Annotated in this window: 18 protein-coding genes; 2 read left to right on the forward strand and 16 right to left on the reverse strand. The window is 64.0% G+C overall.

Features of this window, described 5'->3' with window-relative positions; translation table 11 throughout:
- Positions 1-17: 17 nt before the first annotated feature.
- The 7 genes from E5X34_RS21040 to E5X34_RS21070 all read right to left on the reverse strand — a co-directional run bounded on the left by E5X34_RS21040 (position 18) and on the right by E5X34_RS21070 (position 7,737).
- On the reverse strand, positions 18-1,496 hold the full coding sequence (locus E5X34_RS21040; RefSeq protein ID WP_292568521.1) for a mannitol dehydrogenase family protein: 1,479 nt from the start codon (positions 1,494-1,496) through the stop codon (positions 18-20).
- A 163-nt stretch (positions 1,497-1,659) separates the two neighbouring features.
- Positions 1,660-2,463, reverse strand: coding sequence for an L-iditol 2-dehydrogenase (locus E5X34_RS21045; protein ID WP_292568523.1), 804 nt, complete (start codon positions 2,461-2,463; stop codon positions 1,660-1,662).
- Positions 2,441-3,445, reverse strand: a complete 1,005-nt coding sequence (locus E5X34_RS21050) for an ABC transporter ATP-binding protein (RefSeq protein ID WP_292568525.1) — start codon at positions 3,443-3,445, stop codon at positions 2,441-2,443. The genes E5X34_RS21045 and E5X34_RS21050 overlap by 23 nt, the downstream gene beginning before the upstream one ends.
- Positions 3,446-3,490: 45 nt before the next feature.
- Entirely contained in the window at positions 3,491-4,315 is an 825-nt protein-coding gene (locus E5X34_RS21055; RefSeq protein ID WP_292568527.1) for a carbohydrate ABC transporter permease, read from the reverse strand.
- Between the two features lie 11 nt (positions 4,316-4,326).
- Positions 4,327-5,199 (reverse strand): sugar ABC transporter permease, encoded by an 873-nt coding sequence (locus tag E5X34_RS21060; RefSeq protein ID WP_042637461.1) that lies wholly within the window; start codon positions 5,197-5,199, stop codon positions 4,327-4,329.
- A 144-nt stretch (positions 5,200-5,343) separates the two neighbouring features.
- A complete protein-coding gene (locus E5X34_RS21065) occupies positions 5,344-6,654 on the reverse strand; it encodes a sugar ABC transporter substrate-binding protein (protein ID WP_042637462.1) in 1,311 nt (436 codons plus the stop codon).
- 174 nt (positions 6,655-6,828) lie between these two features.
- The gene (locus tag E5X34_RS21070) at positions 6,829-7,737 is read right to left on the reverse strand and encodes a LysR substrate-binding domain-containing protein (protein ID WP_292568529.1); all 909 of its coding nucleotides are present in this window, start codon (positions 7,735-7,737) and stop codon (positions 6,829-6,831) included.
- Positions 7,738-7,837: 100 nt separating this feature from the next.
- On the opposite strand from E5X34_RS21070, the gene E5X34_RS21075 reads away from it, so the two are divergent.
- On the forward strand, positions 7,838-8,023 hold the full coding sequence (locus E5X34_RS21075) for a hypothetical protein (protein WP_292568531.1): 186 nt from the start codon (positions 7,838-7,840) through the stop codon (positions 8,021-8,023).
- A gap of 20 nt (positions 8,024-8,043) precedes the next feature.
- Here the strand turns inward: E5X34_RS21075 and E5X34_RS21080 are convergent, their stop codons facing one another.
- A complete protein-coding gene (locus E5X34_RS21080; protein WP_292568533.1) occupies positions 8,044-9,000 on the reverse strand; it encodes a sugar-binding transcriptional regulator in 957 nt (318 codons plus the stop codon).
- Positions 9,001-9,208: 208 nt separating this feature from the next.
- Here E5X34_RS21080 and E5X34_RS21085 point away from each other — a divergent pair, with 208 nt between their 5' ends.
- Positions 9,209-9,841 carry an HAD family phosphatase gene (locus E5X34_RS21085; RefSeq protein ID WP_292568535.1) on the forward strand — a complete coding sequence of 211 codons (633 nt, stop codon included), beginning with the start codon at positions 9,209-9,211 and terminating at the stop codon, positions 9,839-9,841.
- 269 nt (positions 9,842-10,110) lie between these two features.
- Here the strand turns inward: E5X34_RS21085 and E5X34_RS21090 are convergent, their stop codons facing one another.
- From E5X34_RS21090 to ureC, 8 genes are all read right to left on the reverse strand, one after another.
- Positions 10,111-10,878: a class II aldolase and adducin N-terminal domain-containing protein gene (locus tag E5X34_RS21090; protein ID WP_042637470.1), complete on the reverse strand. Its 768-nt coding sequence runs from the start codon at positions 10,876-10,878 to the stop codon at positions 10,111-10,113.
- A 74-nt stretch (positions 10,879-10,952) separates the two neighbouring features.
- The gene (gene ureG, locus E5X34_RS21095) at positions 10,953-11,585 is read right to left on the reverse strand and encodes an urease accessory protein UreG (RefSeq protein WP_042637471.1); all 633 of its coding nucleotides are present in this window, start codon (positions 11,583-11,585) and stop codon (positions 10,953-10,955) included.
- Positions 11,582-12,022 carry a DUF3995 domain-containing protein gene (locus E5X34_RS21100; RefSeq protein ID WP_292568538.1) on the reverse strand — a complete coding sequence of 147 codons (441 nt, stop codon included), beginning with the start codon at positions 12,020-12,022 and terminating at the stop codon, positions 11,582-11,584. Before E5X34_RS21100 ends, ureG begins: the two co-directional genes overlap by 4 nt.
- Entirely contained in the window at positions 12,019-12,741 is a 723-nt protein-coding gene (locus E5X34_RS21105) for an urease accessory protein UreF (RefSeq protein ID WP_292568653.1), read from the reverse strand. The genes E5X34_RS21100 and E5X34_RS21105 overlap by 4 nt, the downstream gene beginning before the upstream one ends.
- Positions 12,683-13,270, reverse strand: a complete 588-nt coding sequence (locus tag E5X34_RS21110; protein ID WP_292568540.1) for an urease accessory protein UreE — start codon at positions 13,268-13,270, stop codon at positions 12,683-12,685. The genes E5X34_RS21105 and E5X34_RS21110 overlap by 59 nt, the downstream gene beginning before the upstream one ends.
- A complete protein-coding gene (locus E5X34_RS21115; RefSeq protein WP_292568543.1) occupies positions 13,267-13,872 on the reverse strand; it encodes a glutathione S-transferase family protein in 606 nt (201 codons plus the stop codon). The genes E5X34_RS21110 and E5X34_RS21115 overlap by 4 nt, the downstream gene beginning before the upstream one ends.
- A gap of 45 nt (positions 13,873-13,917) precedes the next feature.
- A complete protein-coding gene (locus E5X34_RS21120) occupies positions 13,918-14,511 on the reverse strand; it encodes a hypothetical protein (protein ID WP_292568545.1) in 594 nt (197 codons plus the stop codon).
- A 91-nt stretch (positions 14,512-14,602) separates the two neighbouring features.
- Complete coding sequence (ureC, locus tag E5X34_RS21125) at positions 14,603-16,318, reverse strand: urease subunit alpha (RefSeq protein WP_292568655.1); 1,716 nt, start codon at positions 16,316-16,318, stop codon at positions 14,603-14,605.
- Between the last annotated feature and the right edge of the window lie 32 nt (positions 16,319-16,350).

A 16,350-nucleotide genomic window follows, 5' to 3' on the forward strand; every position in this document is an offset into this window, starting at 1 on the left:
GCAGGCTTCCGCTAGCCTCAGAGCTTGTCGGCGAGATAGCGCGCCAGGGTCTCGCGCGCGCCGTTCGCCCACAGCACCTTCAAAGCGTGGGCGAAGGCCTCGGCGAAGACGGGCGAGCGGCCGACATCGCCATAGATGTCCTCCATTGCCAGCCAGGCCTTCGGATCGTCCTTCGCCGCTTTGGCGGTGGCCTGCATGCGATCCCAATTGGGATCGTTCGGCTCGATGACGGCGCCGCTGTCGGTGGTGCCGAAGCAGTAACGGCACCACAAGGCCGATTCCAGTGCAAGGCCGGCGACGCCCTCGCCCGCCTTCAGCCGGTCGGCAATGGTCGGGATGATGAATTTCGGCTGGCGGTTCGAGCCATCGAGGCAAAGCCGGCGGATGGTGTCGCCGATCTTGGGATTGGAGAAGCGGCGCTCGATGAGCTGGTAATAGTCCTCCAGATCGGTGTCGGGCACCGGCGGCACGGTCGGAATGATCTCGTCATGCTCGAGCTTCGACAGGAAGGCGCGCACCAGCGGCTCCTGCATGCCTTCATGGACGAAATGGATGTCCATCAGGCCGGCCGGATAGGCTATTGTCGCGTGGCCGCCATTGAGGATGCGGATCTTCATCAGCTCGTAGGGCGAGACATCCTTGACGAACTGCACGCCGACTTTTTCCAGCGCCGGACGGCCGGCGGTGAAATGGTCCTCCAGCACCCATTGCTTGAACGGCTCGCAGAACACCGGCCAATTGTCCTCCAGGCCGAAATCGTCGGCGAGGATCCGGCGCTCGCGGTCGGTCGTGGCCGGCGTGATGCGATCGACCATGCCGTTCGGAAAGGCGACCTTGTCCTCCACCCATGTCGCCAGGTCCTCGTCGATCAGCCGGGCAAGGCCGATGACGCCGTCCGAGGTGACATGGCCGTTATGGGGGATGTTGTCGCAGGACATGACGGTGAAGGGCACGATGCCGTCGGCGCGCCGGCGCAGCAGGCCGGCAAGGATGATGCCGAACACGGTTTTCGGTACGGCGCCCGGTTGCGCGTCGGCGACGATGTCGGGATGGGCCGGGTTGAACTTGCCGGAGGCCGGGTCGATGAAATAGCCGCCTTCGGTGATGGTCAGCGAGACGATCTTGATCGCCGGATCGGCAAGCCGCTCAATGATCGCCGCCGCATCGCCAGGCGTCAGGAAATCGATCATGGCGCCGGTAACGCGGGCGCTCATATGGCCCTGGTCCTGCTCGACGACGGTGGTCAGCCAGTCCTGTTCCTGTAGCTTGGAACGGCCGATCTTCTCGCCCTCGAACACGCCGGCGCCGATCAGCGCCCAGTCATGGCCTTCACCGGTGGCGAACAGATCGTCAAGATAAACCGCCTGGTGCGAGCGGTGGAAGTTGCCGACGCCGAAATGGACGATGCCGGCCTTCAGGGCCGAGCGGTCATATTTCGGACCGGCGACCTTGGCCGGCAGGCTGGCGAGGTTGGAGGAAGAGAGTTTCACGGTCATCTCATTTTACCCTTTGGCCGATCTGCAGCCCGACTGTTTACGCCTCCTGAGGAGGGCGAGGATGAGGGGCAACATCTGGTGTTCCAGCATGCTGCCCCTCACCTGCCCCGCGACGCTTGCTCCGGAGGAAAAGAGTGAAGCGCCTCCCCCTCAACTCATCCCGTCAGCTCATCCATTGACCGCCGTCGACATTGTAGGTCTGGGCGACGATGTATTCGGCCTCGTCGCTGGCGAGGAAAACCGCCATGCCGGCGAGGTCCCCCGGCTTGCCCATGCGGCCATAGGGAACGCCTTCGCCGACCAGCCGCTTCTTCTCGCCTTTCGGCCGGTTCTCATATTTGGCGAACAGCGCGTCGACCTGGTCCCACATGTCGCTGTCGACGACGCCCGGCGCGATGCCGTTGACGTTGATGCGGTGCTTGATGAGGTCGAGCCCCGCCGATTGCGTCAGCGAGATGACGGCGGCCTTGGTGGCGCAATAGACCGCGACCAGCGGCTCGCCGCGCCGGCCTGCCTGGCTTGCCATGTTGATGATCCTGCCGCCCTTGCCACGCGCGATCATCGAGCGGGCGGCGGCCTGCAGCATGAACAGCGTGCCGGCGACATTGACCGCGAACAATTTTTCGTAGCTCGCCCTGGTGATCTCGACGATCGGCGCCAGGTCGAAGATCGCGGCATTGTTGATCAGCACGTCCAGCCCGCCGGTCTTCGCCTCGACCGCCTTCACCGCCGCCTCGATCGAGGTCTGGTCGGTCACGTCGAGCCGCAGCGCGTAAGCGGCGGAGCCGATCGCTTTCGCCGTCGCTTGCGCCGCGTCGAGGTCGATATCGGCAATCGCCACCGTCGCGCCTTCGCGCGCATAGGCTTCGGCGAAGGCCTTGCCGATGCCGCGCGCCGATCCGGTGATCAGCGCCGATTTGCCTTTCAGCCTCACTGTCCCGTCCTCACGCGGCCAGCGAATTGCCATCGGCGCCGAAGCGGTGAAGCTTGGTCTTGTCGGGGGTCAGGTAGACGGTGTCGCCATGCTTGACCGCGACCTCGCCGTCGGCGCGGACGTTGATGGTGCCGATGTCGTCCGCCTGGACATGCAGGAAGGTGTCGGAGCCGAGATGCTCGGCAACGCCAACCGTCGCCTTCCAGTCGCCTGACGAGGTCGAGATGTTGAGATGCTCGGGCCGGATGCCGATGGTCTTGGCGCCGTATTTCTCCGCCGGCGCGCCTTCGATCATGTTCATCTTGGGCGAGCCGATGAAGCCGGCGACGAAGAGGTTCTTCGGCGTCTTGTAGAGCTCCATCGGCGAGCCGACCTGCTCGATGTTACCGGCGTTGAGCACGACGATCTTGTCGGCCATGGTCATGGCCTCGACTTGGTCGTGGGTGACGTAGATCATCGTCGTCTTCAGTTGCTGATGCAGCTCGCTGATCTCCAGCCGCATGGTGCCGCGAAGCGCGGCGTCGAGGTTGGACAGCGGCTCGTCGAACAGGAAGGCCGAGGGCTGGCGCACGATGGCGCGGCCGATGGCGACGCGCTGGCGCTGGCCGCCGGAGAGCTGGCCCGGGCGGCGCTCGAGATAGTTGGTGAGGTTGAGCACGCGCGCGGCGTCCTTCACCTTCTTGTCGATCGTCGCCTGGTCCTCGCCGGCCATCTTCAGCGGGAAGGCGATGTTCTTGGCGACCGTCATATGCGGGTAGAGCGCATAGGACTGGAAGACCATGGCGAGCTTGCGCTTGGCCGGAGCCTCGCGGGTGACGTCGCGGCCATCGATCGAGATGGTGCCGCCGCTGGTGTCCTCCAGCCCGGCGATCAGCCTGAGCAGCGTGGACTTGCCGCAACCCGAGGGGCCGACGAACACCACGAACTCGCCGTCCTCGATGTTGAGGTCGATGTTCGGAATGATCGTCGTCGACCCGAAGGACTTGGAGACGTTCTTGAGCGTGATGTTTCCCATGGTTTCCTCCCGGGGATGGTCTTGGTCGTCCGCCGCGTGGGCGTTCTACTTCACGGCACCAAAGGTCAGGCCGCGCACCAGCTGCTTCTGGCTGAACCAGCCCATGATCAGGATCGGTGCGATCGCCAGCGTCGAGGCCGCCGAGAGCTTCGCCCAAAACAACCCTTGAGGACTGGAGAAGGAGCTGATGAAGGCCGTCAGCGGCGCGGCGTTGGTGGTGGTGAGCCGGATGGTCCAGAACGCCTCGTTCCAGGCGAGGATGATGTTCAAGAGCATGGTCGAGGCAATGCCGGGAACAGCCATCGGCGTCAGCACATAGATGATCTCGTTCCACAGCGAGGCGCCGTCCATGCGCGCCGCCTCCAGGATCTCGCCTGGGATCTCGCGGAAATAGGTGTAGAGCATCCAGACCACGATCGGCAGGTTGATCAGCATCAGCATGACGGTGAGGCCGATGCGGCTGTCGAGAAGCCCTGAGTCTCGGAAGATCAGGTAGATCGGGAACAGCACCGCGACGGCCGGCATCATCTTGGTGGAGAGCATCCACATCAGGATGTCCTTGGTGCGCTTGCTCGGCGAAAACGCCATCGACCAGGCCGCCGGGACGGCGACGATGAGCGCGAGAATGGTCGAGCCGACCGACAGCAGCACCGAATTGAAGAAGAACTTGAAGTAGCCGCTCTGCTGCTGGACCTCCGAATAGCTCTCGAAGGTTCCGGACGGGATCAGGTTGAAGCCCTGGATCGCCTCCTGCTCCGACTTGAAGGAAGTTATGATCGTATAGAGGATCGGAAAGAAGATCAGCAGGGCGACGATCCAGGCCGCGGCCGTGGCGATTGTCTTGTGCTGGGTGGTGACTGCGCGGGCCATCTTATCCTCCCTTATTTGTCGAGGTTCTTGCCGACGGCGCGCATAGCGAAGAAGGCAACGATGTTGGCGAGAATGACGGCGATCACGCCACCGGCGGAGGCCTGGCCGATTTTGAACTCCAGCAGCGCCTTCTGGTAGACGAGGAAAGGCAGGTTGGTGGAGGCGTAGCCCGGGCCGCCATTGGTGGTGACCAGGATCTCGGCATAGATCGAGAGCAGGAAGATCGTCTGGATCAGGATGACCACGGTGATGGCGCGCGACATGTGCGGCAGCGTCAGATACCAGAACCGGCTGAGGAAGCCGGCGCCGTCCATCTCGGCCGCCTCCTTCTGCTCGCCGTCGAGCGACTGCAAGGAGGTGAGCAGGATCAGCGTGGCGAAGGGCAGCCACTGCCAGGCGACGATCAGGATGACGGCGGTCAGCGGATGCTGGCCGAACCAGTCGATCGGCTGGGCGCCGAAGAAGCGCGCAATGTCGGCGAAGACGCCGTATTGCGGGTGCATGATCATGTTCTTCCAGACAAGCGCCGCGACCGGCGGCATGACGAAGAACGGCGAGATGACCAGGATGCGCACGATGCCCTGGCCCCAGATCGGCTGATCGAGCAGCATCGCCAGAAGGATGCCGCCGACCACGGTGATGACCAGCACGCTGACGACGATGGTGAGCGTGTTGAGGATCGAATAGAGGAAGGCCGGATTGGAATAGAACAGCGCGTAATTGGAGAAGCCGACGAAGCCGTCACGCATCGGGTTCAGCGGATTGTATTGCTGAAACGAGAACCAGAGCGTGAACAGCAGCGGCACGATCATCCAGACGAACAGCAGGATCACCGATGGCGCCATCATGAAGCGGGCAAGCGAACGGGTTTGTTGAGTAGCCATGACGGTCACCCTCCCAAAGTCAGCCGGATTTTCAGAGTTGCGCCCAGAACCTTCCCGGTTTTGAAGAGTGGCCGCCCGAACTGGGTTTCGGGCGGCCCCTTGCCGGCCATGATGGGCGACCGGCGTTCGGCACCGGGAGGAGCCTTACTTGATGTAGCCGCCTTCGGTCATCGCCGCGGTGGCTGCGTCCTGGGCCTGCTTGAGGGCGTCGTCGACGCTCGACTGGCCGGCAAGGGCGGCCGAGAAGAGCTGGCCGACGGTGGTGCCGAGACCCTGGAATTCAGGAATGGCAACGAACTGCACGCCGACATAGGGCACCGGCTTGACGGTCGGATGCGTCGGGTCGGCGGCGTTGATGGAGTCCAGCGTCATCTTCGCAAAGGGCGCCGCCTTCTGGTACTCCGGATTGGCGTAGAGCGAGGAGCGCGTTCCAGGCGGAACATTGGCCCAGCCTTCCTTCGAGGCGACCAGCTCGGCATAGTGCTTGCTGGTTGCCCAGGAGACGAACTTCTCGGCGGCATCGGCCTTCTGGGTGCCGGCGGGGATCGCCAGCGACCAGGCCCACAGCCAGTTGCCGCGCTTGCCTAGGCCGTTGTCGGGCGCCAGCGCATAGCCGACCTTGTCGGCGACCTGCGAGGCCTTCGGATCGGAGACGAAGGACGCCGCGACGGTGGCGTCGATCCACATGCCGCACTTGCCCTGCTGGAACAGCGCCAGGTTCTCGTTGAAGCCATTTGACGAAGCGCCTTCCGGGCCGTCGGCCTTCATCAGGTCGACATAGAACTGCAACGTGTTCTTCCACTCGGGCTGATCGAACTGCGGCTTCCAGTTCTCGTCGAACCAGCGGGCGCCGAAGGAGTTCGACATGGCGGTGAGGAAGGCCATGTTCTCGCCCCAGCCGGCCTTGCCGCGCAGGCAGACGCCGTTCACGCCATTGGCGCGGTCGGTCATCTTGTCGGCGGCCTGCTTGATGAATTCCCAGGTCGGCGCGTCGGGCATCTTCAGGCCCGCCTTCTCCATCAGGTCCTTGCGGTACATGACGAAGGAGCTTTCGCCATAGAAGGGCGCGGCATAGAGCTTGCCGTCGACCGACAGGCCGCCGGCGATGGCCGGGATGATGTCCTTGACGTCATAGTCGTCGCCGAGCTTGTCGAGCGGCAGCAGCCAGCTCTGCTTGGCCCAGATCGGAACCTCGTAGGTGCCGATGGTCATGACGTCGTACTGGCCGCCCTTGGTGGCGATGTCGGTGGTCACCCGCTCGCGCAGCACATTCTCTTCAAGCGTGACCCAGTTGAGCTGGATGTCGGGGTTGGCCTTGGTGAAGTCGTCCGTCAGCTTCTGCATGCGGACCATATCGCCATTGTTGACGGTGGCGATGGTGATGGATTCGGCATGCGCGGCGAAAGCGAGGGCGCTGGCCGACAACAAGCCCAGGGTGAGCGTGCGAAGTTTCATCAAATTCCTCCCATAAACCAAGATGAGCATTTGCCTTGGCTTTGAGCAATTACTCACTTGGAGTGATTTATGTCAAGGCGGATTCGATGCTGCAGCGCAGCAGAAATGACGGCACGTGACGCCAGCCGGCGACATGACCGGGCATGCTGGAAGGGAAGCTAGAGGTGGACTCGCTTACGCGCAGGCGATCTCGGCGAGGATCCAGTCGCGGAAGGCGCGGATCTTCGGCACGTTGCGGCGCGCCGTCGGATAGACCAGCCAGTAGGCGTGTCCGTCATCACCCACGAGATCGAAAGGCTGGATCAGGCGGCCGTCGGCGATCTCGCTCTTGAACAGCGCCCTGGTCAGGATCGCCACGCCATGGCCGGCCATTGCCGCGTTCGCCTCATAGGCCTGCGCGCCCATGCTGGAGCCCGGCCGCTTGGCGAGATCATGGCCGGTCACGCCGGCGGCCTCGAACCATTGCGACCACCAGACGTCGCCGGGGTCGAGGATCGGCAGGCGCAACAGATCCGCCGGTTCTTTGACGCCGCCTATGCTCGCCGCGAGCTTGGGGCTCAGCATCGGCGTGAAGTCGGCGTCGAGCAGTTTGTGCGCCTCCAGGCCCGGCCATTTGCCGCCGCCGGAACGGATGGCGAGGTCGACATCCTCGCGCGCGAAATCGGTCAGGCGGCTCGACGTGTCGAGCCGCACGGCAAGGGCCGGATGGGCAATCTGGAATGAGCCCAGATGCTGGGCCAGCCAGTTCGAGGCGAAGGTCAGCACGGTGGTGACGCAGAGCAGTCCGTCGGCGCCGCCGCGCGCCGCGGCATAGGCCTGACCCAGGATGGAAAAGGCTTCGCTGACGGCGGGCGCCAGGCGCTGGCCGGGTCCGGTCAACTCGATCTGCTTCGGCCGACGCAGGAACAGCGGCGCGCCGATGCGCTCCTCCAGCAGCTTGATCTGGTAGCTCGCGGCCGCCTGGGTCATGCCCAATTCCTGCGCCGCCTTGGTGAAGGACAGGTGCCTAGCCACCGCTTCGAACACCCGGATCGCCTGCAGCGGCGGCAGCGGCGCAAGCTGCGGAGGGGTCAGATCGGGCATAAGGCCTCCTTATGGGTCATGATCGAGGTTTAATTGGAAGCACGAACCCGCCAGACCGATATTTGGGATCAACGATCAATCCAGTTCAAGGCTGACGATCATGGTCACGGTACAGGAAAAACTCGTTTCCACTCCCGCACGCGGCTGGTTTTTCACGCTGGTACGGGAATTTGCAAGGGTTTCGGGCCGCAGGCGCGGCTACATCGACGTTCGCGAACTATCCGAGCATCTGCAGCGCGACATGGGTTTTCTCGACGGCAACGACCCGCGCGGCCCCTCGCAATAGCCGGCTTCTTTTATGGGCCATCAGCCGGCAAGCAGGGCTTCGGCCGTCCGCTCGTCTGTGACGAGGCCATTGACCAGCCGGCGGTTGACGGCGGCCAAAATGCCCGGCAGCTTGCGGTCGCCCATGGCCAAGGCGATGACCAGCGATTTTTCCCGCGATGGCAGCGCGGCGGACGACACGCGGTCGTTGGTGATGCCCTCGATCATGCGGCCTTCGCGGTCAAACACCCAGCCGACGATCTCGGCGATGCCGCCGGCCTTCTGCAGCGCCTTCAGCTCGCTTTCGGAAATGAAGCCGTCCTCATAGAGCGGCGCCTTGGGTCCGAGATCGCCGATGCCGACAAAGGTGACATCGGCTTCCGCGGCCAGCGCCAGCGTCGGCTGGATCATCGGCTGGTTGAGCAGCATCTCGCGCTCTTCCGGCGAGGAGGCGATGACCGGCAGCGGCATCGGGAAGGACCGCGCCTTGACGCGGTCGGCCATGGTGAAGATGACGTTGTAGAAGGCGGCCGAGCCGTCGGGCGAGATGTTGCCGGTCAGGGACACGACCTTGTGCTGCGGGCAGTCCATCGGCGGCAGCTGCTCGATCGCCGCCTTCAGCGTGCGCCCGGTGCCGATCGCCATGACGATGGGGGCTTCGGAGCGCAGCCGGCGCTCGATCTCGGCGGCGGCCGCCTCGGCGATGCCGATGGTCGTCGAATTCGAGGTCGGGTCGCTCGGCACCACCTCGACAAGGTCGAGCGCGAAACGTGATTTCAGCCGCGCGGCGAGGTCGAGGCAGTTGGCGATCGGGTGGTCGACCCGCACCTTGATCAGCCCTTCGGACATCGCCAGCGACACCAGCCGCTGCGCCGTCTGCCTGGAGATGCCGAGCTTGGCGGCGATCTGGTCCTGCGTGTTGCCGGCAACATAATAAAGCCAGCCGGCGCGCGCAGCGTCATCCAACCTGGTGCTGCCGGTTTCCTGTCGCAAACTCACGTCCTGCCTCCCCGCCCGCAAGAATGCTGAAACGGGCGCCATAGCTTACAGCGAATATGCCGGCGCGCAATTGTCTATCGAAAGAGCAATTGCTTGGGCGCCCTACAGGCCTCCAACAGGTCTGCCGTCTCGCGCCGAACCATTTGCCGACGGGACGGTTTATCTCGGGCTGGAAACCGATTAAGGGGATCGCCGAAGGGAGCCGCGCATGACGCCGAAAGCCGTTTTCTGGGATATGGACGGGACGCTGGTCGACAGCGAGCCGTTGCATGAGGCAGCGCTTGTGGCGGCGCTGCGCAGCGTCGGCATCGCCCCGCCGCACGATCTGCACGAGCGGGTGCTGGGCATCGCGGCATGGCCGGTCTACGAGATGCTGCGCGACGAATTCGGCCTCGACCTGCCCTTCGACGACTGGATCGTGCGCAAATACGATCACTACCTGCCGCTGGCCGAAACGCTGAAGCCGCGCCCCGGCGCGATCGAGGTGTTCACCGAATTGCGCGCGCTCGGTGTCGAGCAGGCGGTGGTGTCCAATTCCGACCGGCTGATCGTCGACGCCAATCTGCGCGCCGTCGGCCTCACCTATCCGGGCATGATGACGGTCAGCCGCAACGACGTGATCGACGGCAAGCCGCTGCCCGAACCCTTCCTGCGCGCCGCTTACCTCGCCGGCGTCGACCCGGCGGATGCTTTCGCCGTCGACGACAGCCTGACGGGCGCCATGGCCGGACTGGCTGCCGGCATGAAGACGCTCTTCTGGCCGGAAGCGCCGATGGAGGGCCCGGCCGGGGCGATTGTGATCAACAGCGCCGAGGAATTGCGGGCGCAGTTGGGGCTCTGAGAAAATAGCCAACCGAGGCGCTGGTCGACCCCCCACTCCGTCTCGGCTTCGCCGAGCCACCTCTCCCCCGATCGACGGGGCAGAGGAAAGGGGCCAAGCTTCTTGCCCGCCAACGCTCGTCCAGCAACGCTCCATTCCTTTCCCTCCGGAGGGGGAAAGGTGGCGCTGCGAGGCAGCGACGGTTTGGGGGAACCACGTGGCAATCAAGCCGAGGCCTGATCAGTCACGCCAGTCACAGGCGTGGCGTAACCGGGAGAAGGAGTCCGGCATCAATTCCGATAAACCGGCTCTTCCTCGTCGAGGATCGCTTTCAGCTCGGCCAGATGGCGCTCTGCCTGGCCGGGGTAGTCGTCCATCTCGCGCGCGGTCTTCTCGGCGATCTCGTCGGAGAGCGTGCGCAGCGGGCGGCCGGTCCACAGCGCCTTGATGTAGGTCTCGGCGGCGCGCTCGAAGTAGAACATGCGGTTGAAGGTGTCGGCGACGGTGTCGCCGATGACCATGACGCCATGATTGCCCATGACCATCACTTTGACCTTGGGGTCGGTGAGAAGCTGCGAGCAGCGCTCGCCCTCCTCCTCGAAGGCCAGCCCGCCGTAATTGGCGTCGACGACATGGCGGTTGAAGAACATGGCCGAGTTCTGGTCGACCGGCGGCAACGTCGAGTCCGCCAGCGAGGCAAGCACGGTGGCGTGGATCGAATGGACATGCATGGCGCAGCGCGCATGCGGGACGTTGCGATGGATGGCGCCGTGCAGGCCCCAGGCGGTCGGGTCGGGCGCATTGGGACCGGAGAGCGTTTCGGGATCGTTGGCGTCGATCAGGAGCAGGTCGCTCGCCTTGATGCGCGAGAAATGCACCTGGTTCGGGTTCATCAGGAATTTCGTGCCGTCCTCGTTGACCGACAGCGAGAAGTGGTTGGCCACCGCCTCATGCATGTTGAGCCGGGCGGTCCAGCGGAAGGCGGCGGCGAGATCGACCCGCTCCTCGTAATAGGGCAGGTTGCTCAGCGGTTCCTTGTGCAGGCGTGCAAGGCTCATCGGAAATCCTCCTGTTTGGACGAGAATGCCGTGCGACGCCGCTGCCAGCAACCGATAATCGATGGCTCAGCGGATCAAGCCGCCGGGCGCGCCGACTGCAGCCCGCCCTGCTCGACGATGAAGTCGATTACGTCCTGCAACCCTTTGCCTCGCGACAGATCGGTGAAGCCGAAGGGCCGCTTGCCACGCATGCGGCCGGCGTCGCTTTCCATCACGTCGAGGTTGACGTTCACATAGGGCGCCAGATCGCTCTTGTTGATGATGAGGAAATCCGAGCGGGTGATGGCCGGGCCGCCTTTCCTCGGAATCTCCTCGCCCTGGCAGACCGAGATGACATAAAGCGTCAGGTCGGCAAGGTCCGGCGAGAAGGTGGCGGCGAGGTTGTCGCCGCCGGATTCGATGAAGATGATGTCGAGGTCGGGGAATTTCTTGTTCAGCTCGGCGATCGCCCGCAGGTTGATCGAGGCGTCTTCGCGGATGGCCGTATGCGGACAGCCGCCGGTCTCGACGCCGACGATGCGCTCCTCCGGCAATGCTTGTAGCCGCGCGAGCATCATCGCGTCTTCCTTGGTGTAGATGTCGTTGGTGACGACGGCGATCGAAAAATCGTCGCGCAATGCCTTGCAGAGCTTTTCGGTGAGCGTCGTCTTGCCCGAGCCGACGGGGCCACCAATGCCAATGCGAAGAGGACCGTTTTTCGACGTCATGCCGGGAACTCCCAGATAGAGAGAATGACAAAGCCCAGCCCGATCAACAGGCAGAGCGGCGAATAGAGACTTTGGTCGAGCCGCGCGAAAGGTTGCTCCGGCGTAAGCCTGCGCCACCAGGACGTGAAGCCGGCTATGCCGCGGCCGAGGAAGACGAGGCCGATCATCAACGCGGTGGCCGCAAGGCCCTCCCGTGGAAAGGGCGTCGCAAAGACGCCGGCCAGCGCCAGCGGCCAGAGCGTCGCGAGCGCGAGGCACGCGGCGACAGCAAAACTCGCGAATGAGGACGGCATCTCATCGATGCCGTGGAAGCCGACGACGGCGCGTGCGCAGGAGGCCTGATCCGTGCCCGGCCAGATGCCGCCTATGCCCCAATAGACATGCAGCGTGGTGATAACCAGCAGAACGAAGGAAAGGATGACGGCAAGCACGATCATGAGCGGAACAGCCGCGAATATTGCGTTTCGTGGTTCATCGCCGCTATGTCGGATATGAAGGCCGTGCCCCCCAGATCGTCCAGGCTGGAAGCGGCGGCGCGCGATGCGGTCGTCAGCGCCAGCGGTTCGAAGCCGGCTAACAATTCGACGGCATCGACCTGGCCGACGACGCCGAGCCTGATCGCCGCTTGCGCAAGATTGGAGAAGAAAGCCTGCAGGAAGGCGGAAAGCGCATCCGAAAGGCCGATGCCGCTGCTGCCGGCAACGGCGCCGACCGCAACGCAATAGGGGCAATCAGCCGGCAGTCGTTCAAGCACCGGAGACGGCCAGGCAGATGCCGCTTTGAGGAAGGCCGCGCCTTGGAGCGTTGTCTCCATATGACGCTCCCGCGATCCGGCAAGCGCCTCGGCAAGTGCTGCGACTTCGTTGAGATCGCCGTCATCGCGCGCGCGGCGCCAGGCTTCGGCGAACAGCACGGCGTCGTTCCAGCCCGAGCCGATCTCGACCAGCGTCTCGAGCCAGCCGGCGAGATCGTCGCGATTTGCGATCAGCCCGTCATGCGCGGCGCGCTCGAGCCCGTGGCTGTAGGAGAAGCCGCCGACCGGAAAGGCCGGCGACAGCCAGGCCATCAGCCGCAGCAGCGCTATCGTCGACGGCTGGTCAGTCATGGTGGTGATGGTGGCCGTGATCATGGTGGTGATGGTCATGATCGTGGCCATGGTGGTCGTGGTCATGGCCATGATGATCATGATCATGGTGGTCATGCGAATGGCCGTGATCGTGGCCGGAATAGGCGCCGCGCACCGGGCTGAACGGCTGCGAAACCTCTTTCACCGTGGCGCCGAGACCTTCGAGCATCGCCTTGATGACATGGTCGCGCAGGATGAGGATGCGGTCAGTCTCGATCGCCGCCGCGAGGTGGCGGTTGCCGATGTGCCAGGCAAGCTCGGTGAGATGAACGGCATCGCGGGCGCGGATGTCGTAGACCTCCTCGGGCGCCGCGACGATTTCGAGCTGGCGGCCGTCTTCCAGCACCAGCCGGTCGCCATTGTTCAGCGCCACCGGCTCGGGCAGGTCGACCAGCACCCTGTCGCCGGCCGCCGTCTCGATGGCGCGGCGGCGCAGATGGCGCTCGTCATGCGGCAGCACGGCCTTGTCATAGGGCGTCGCCAGTCCGGGATCACCGGCGACAAGCACCGAGACAGCGCGTGGAAACTTGGTGAAATCGGTGGTGATGTTGAGCTTCATTTCATGGCTCCGCCATTGGCTTGCGCCCTTGCACGGGCGGGCCGTTCGAGGACACGGTCGAAATAGGCATTCACCCGGTCGGATTCGATCGGGAAGCGGCCGGCACGCGCCCAGCCGCCCATATCGCCAAGCAAGACGTCAACGGCCGAGAAGCGGTCGCCCAAGGCATAGGGATTGTCGCCAAGCCGGCGATCCAGCGCTTTTATTTCGGATGCGAAATCATAGGCCGCGGCCGGGCCGACATCGACGCGAACATCCTTCGGCAGCAGGAAGCGGTGACGCAGCTTGTTCCATAGCGGGGCTTCCAACTCACTCTGGGCGAAATGCATCCATGAATCCATCTCGGCGCGCCCGGCAACGCCCGGATTGGCGCCCATGCCTCTATCGGCATGCTTGTCGGCCAGATAGACGCAGATCGCCGCCGAATCCGTGATTTTCAGGTCGTCGTCGATCAGGATCGGCACCTTGCCTGAAGGGTTGAGCGCGTAGGCTTCCGGCGAGCGCAATTTTACCTCGACGAACTCATAGGGCTGTCCGAGTTCCTCGAGCATCCAGAGCACCCGGCTGACGCGGGAGCCGCGCGATCCGACAGCCTTGTACATGGTTGAACCCTTGCCTTTCCGAGAACCCTAGCGCATCGCGAACGCTCAGACGATGGTGTCGAACAGCCGCAGGATGAATGATATCTGATAGATCAGCGCAGCCGCGACGAAGGCGATGTGGAAGCGTTTGTCGCGCACCAGGATCGCGACGATGCAAAGCGCCACGAAGACCGGCGTGCGGAACAGATATTCGTTGCCGAAGCGGGCGAAATGCTCCGGCCCCTTGAGCAGCGTGTCGATCACATCGAGCAGATAGGTGAAGCCGAGCAGGCCGAAGAACCAGGCGCGGCGCGAATAGAAATAGTCCTCGTAGCTGGTGTAATCGAGCATCGAATCCGGAAACAGCAATGCGCAGAGCAGGAACAGCGTGATGGCGTAGAAGATGATGAAAAGATATTTGCCGAAGGTCCAGTTCTCGATGGCGTAGAGGCCGAACTCCCACCACCAGAAATGCACCAGCATCAACAGCACCGAGGCGACCCAGGCGAGATGCACCGCATAGAGCCGGTACTGGCCGGGATGCTGGACGATGCGGGCGGTTCCCGAAAGCAGCCGGGTGACGCCGAGGCCGATCACCATGCCCATGACGATGCGGATATGCGGGAATATGTCGTGCTGGGAGGCGATTTCGGTGGGCATGCCTGATCACAATGCTGCTGCTTGGCAGCATATTGCGATCTGCGCGCCCGAGCCGCAACGACATTTGCCAGCTAATCGGACCAGCCGCCTGTCAAAACAGGAAATACCGCTGCGCCATTGGCAGCACGGTCGCGGGCTCGCAGGTCAAGAGCTCGCCGTCGGCACGCACCTCATAAGTCTCGGGATCGACCTCGACATGCGGCGTGGCGGCGTTGAGCACCATGGAATGCTTGCCGATGCCGCCGCGCGTGTTCTCGACCGCAACCATCGCTTTGTCGACGCCAAGCCTGCCCTGCAGGCCGGCGTCGAGCGCCGCCTTCGAGACGAAGGTCACCGAGGAGTTGGTCAGCGCCTTGCCATAGGCGCCGAACATCGGCCGATAGTGCATCGGCTGCGGCGTCGGGATCGAGGCGTTCGGATCGCCCATGGGGGCAGCGGCGATCGAGCCGCCGACCAGCACCATCTCCGGCTTGACGCCGAAAAAGGCCGGATTCCACAGCACGAGATCGGCGCGCTTGCCGACGGTGATCGAGCCGATCTCCTTCGACAGGCCGTGCGCGATGGCCGGATTGATCGTGTATTTGGCGATGTAGCGGCGGACGCGGAAATTGTCGTTGTCGCCGGTTTCGTCGGGCAGCGCGCCGCGCTGGCGTTTCATCTTGTCGGCGGTCTGCCAGCAGCGGATCGCCACCTCGCCGACGCGGCCCATGGCCTGACTGTCGGAGGAGATGATCGAGAAGGCGCCGATGTCGTGCAGGATGTCCTCCGCCGCGATCGTCTCCTTGCGGATGCGGCTTTCGGCGAAGGCGATGTCCTCGGGGATCGACGGCGACAGATGGTGGCAGACCATCAGCATGTCGAGATGTTCGGCCAGCGTGTTGACCGTATAAGGCCGGGTCGGGTTGGTAGAGGACGGGATGACGTTGGGCAGGCCGCAGACCTTGATGATGTCGGGCGCATGGCCGCCGCCGGCCCCTTCGGTATGGAAGGCGTGGATGGTGCGGCCCTTGATGGCCGCCACCGTGTTCTCGACGAAGCCCGATTCGTTCAGCGTGTCGGTGTGGATCATCACCTGCACGTCGTAGGCGTCGGCGACCGACAGGCAGCAATCGATGGCGGCCGGCGTCGTGCCCCAATCCTCATGCAGCTTCAGCGAGCAGGCGCCGGCCAGCACCATCTCTTCCAGCGCCGCCGGCTTTGACGCGTTGCCCTTGCCCGACAGGCCGATATTCATCGGGAAGGCGTCGAAGGACTGGATCATGCGCGCCATGTGCCAGGGGCCGGGCGTGCAGGTGGTCGCCAAGGTGCCATGCGCCGGACCGGTGCCGCCGCCGAGCATGGTCGTGATACCGCTCATCAGCGCCTCCTCGATCTGCTGCGGGCAGATGAAATGGATATGCGCATCGAAGCCGCCGGCGGTGAGGATCTTGCCCTCGCCGGCGATGATCTCGGTGCCGGGGCCGATAGTGATGGTGACGCCATCCTGCGTATCCGGATTACCGGCCTTGCCGATCGCGGCGATGCGGCCATCCTTCAGGCCGATATCGGCCTTGACGATGCCGGCAAGCGCGTCGACGACCAGCGCATTGGTGATGACGGTGTCGACGGCGCCCTCTGCCCGCGTCACCTGGCTCTGGCCCATGCCGTCGCGGATGACCTTGCCGCCACCGAATTTCACTTCCTCGCCGTAGACGGTGAGGTCCTTCTCGACCTCGATGAACAGCTCGGTGTCGGCAAGCCGCACCTTGTCGCCGACCGTCGGTCCATACATCTGCGCATAGGCGGCGCGGCTTATCCTGGCCATCAGCAATTGCTCCCGAATTCCAATTGTTTGTGCGC

It is taken from the genome of Mesorhizobium sp., assembly GCF_004963255.1.
In the GTDB taxonomy this organism is placed as follows: Bacteria; Pseudomonadota; Alphaproteobacteria; order Rhizobiales; family Rhizobiaceae; genus Mesorhizobium.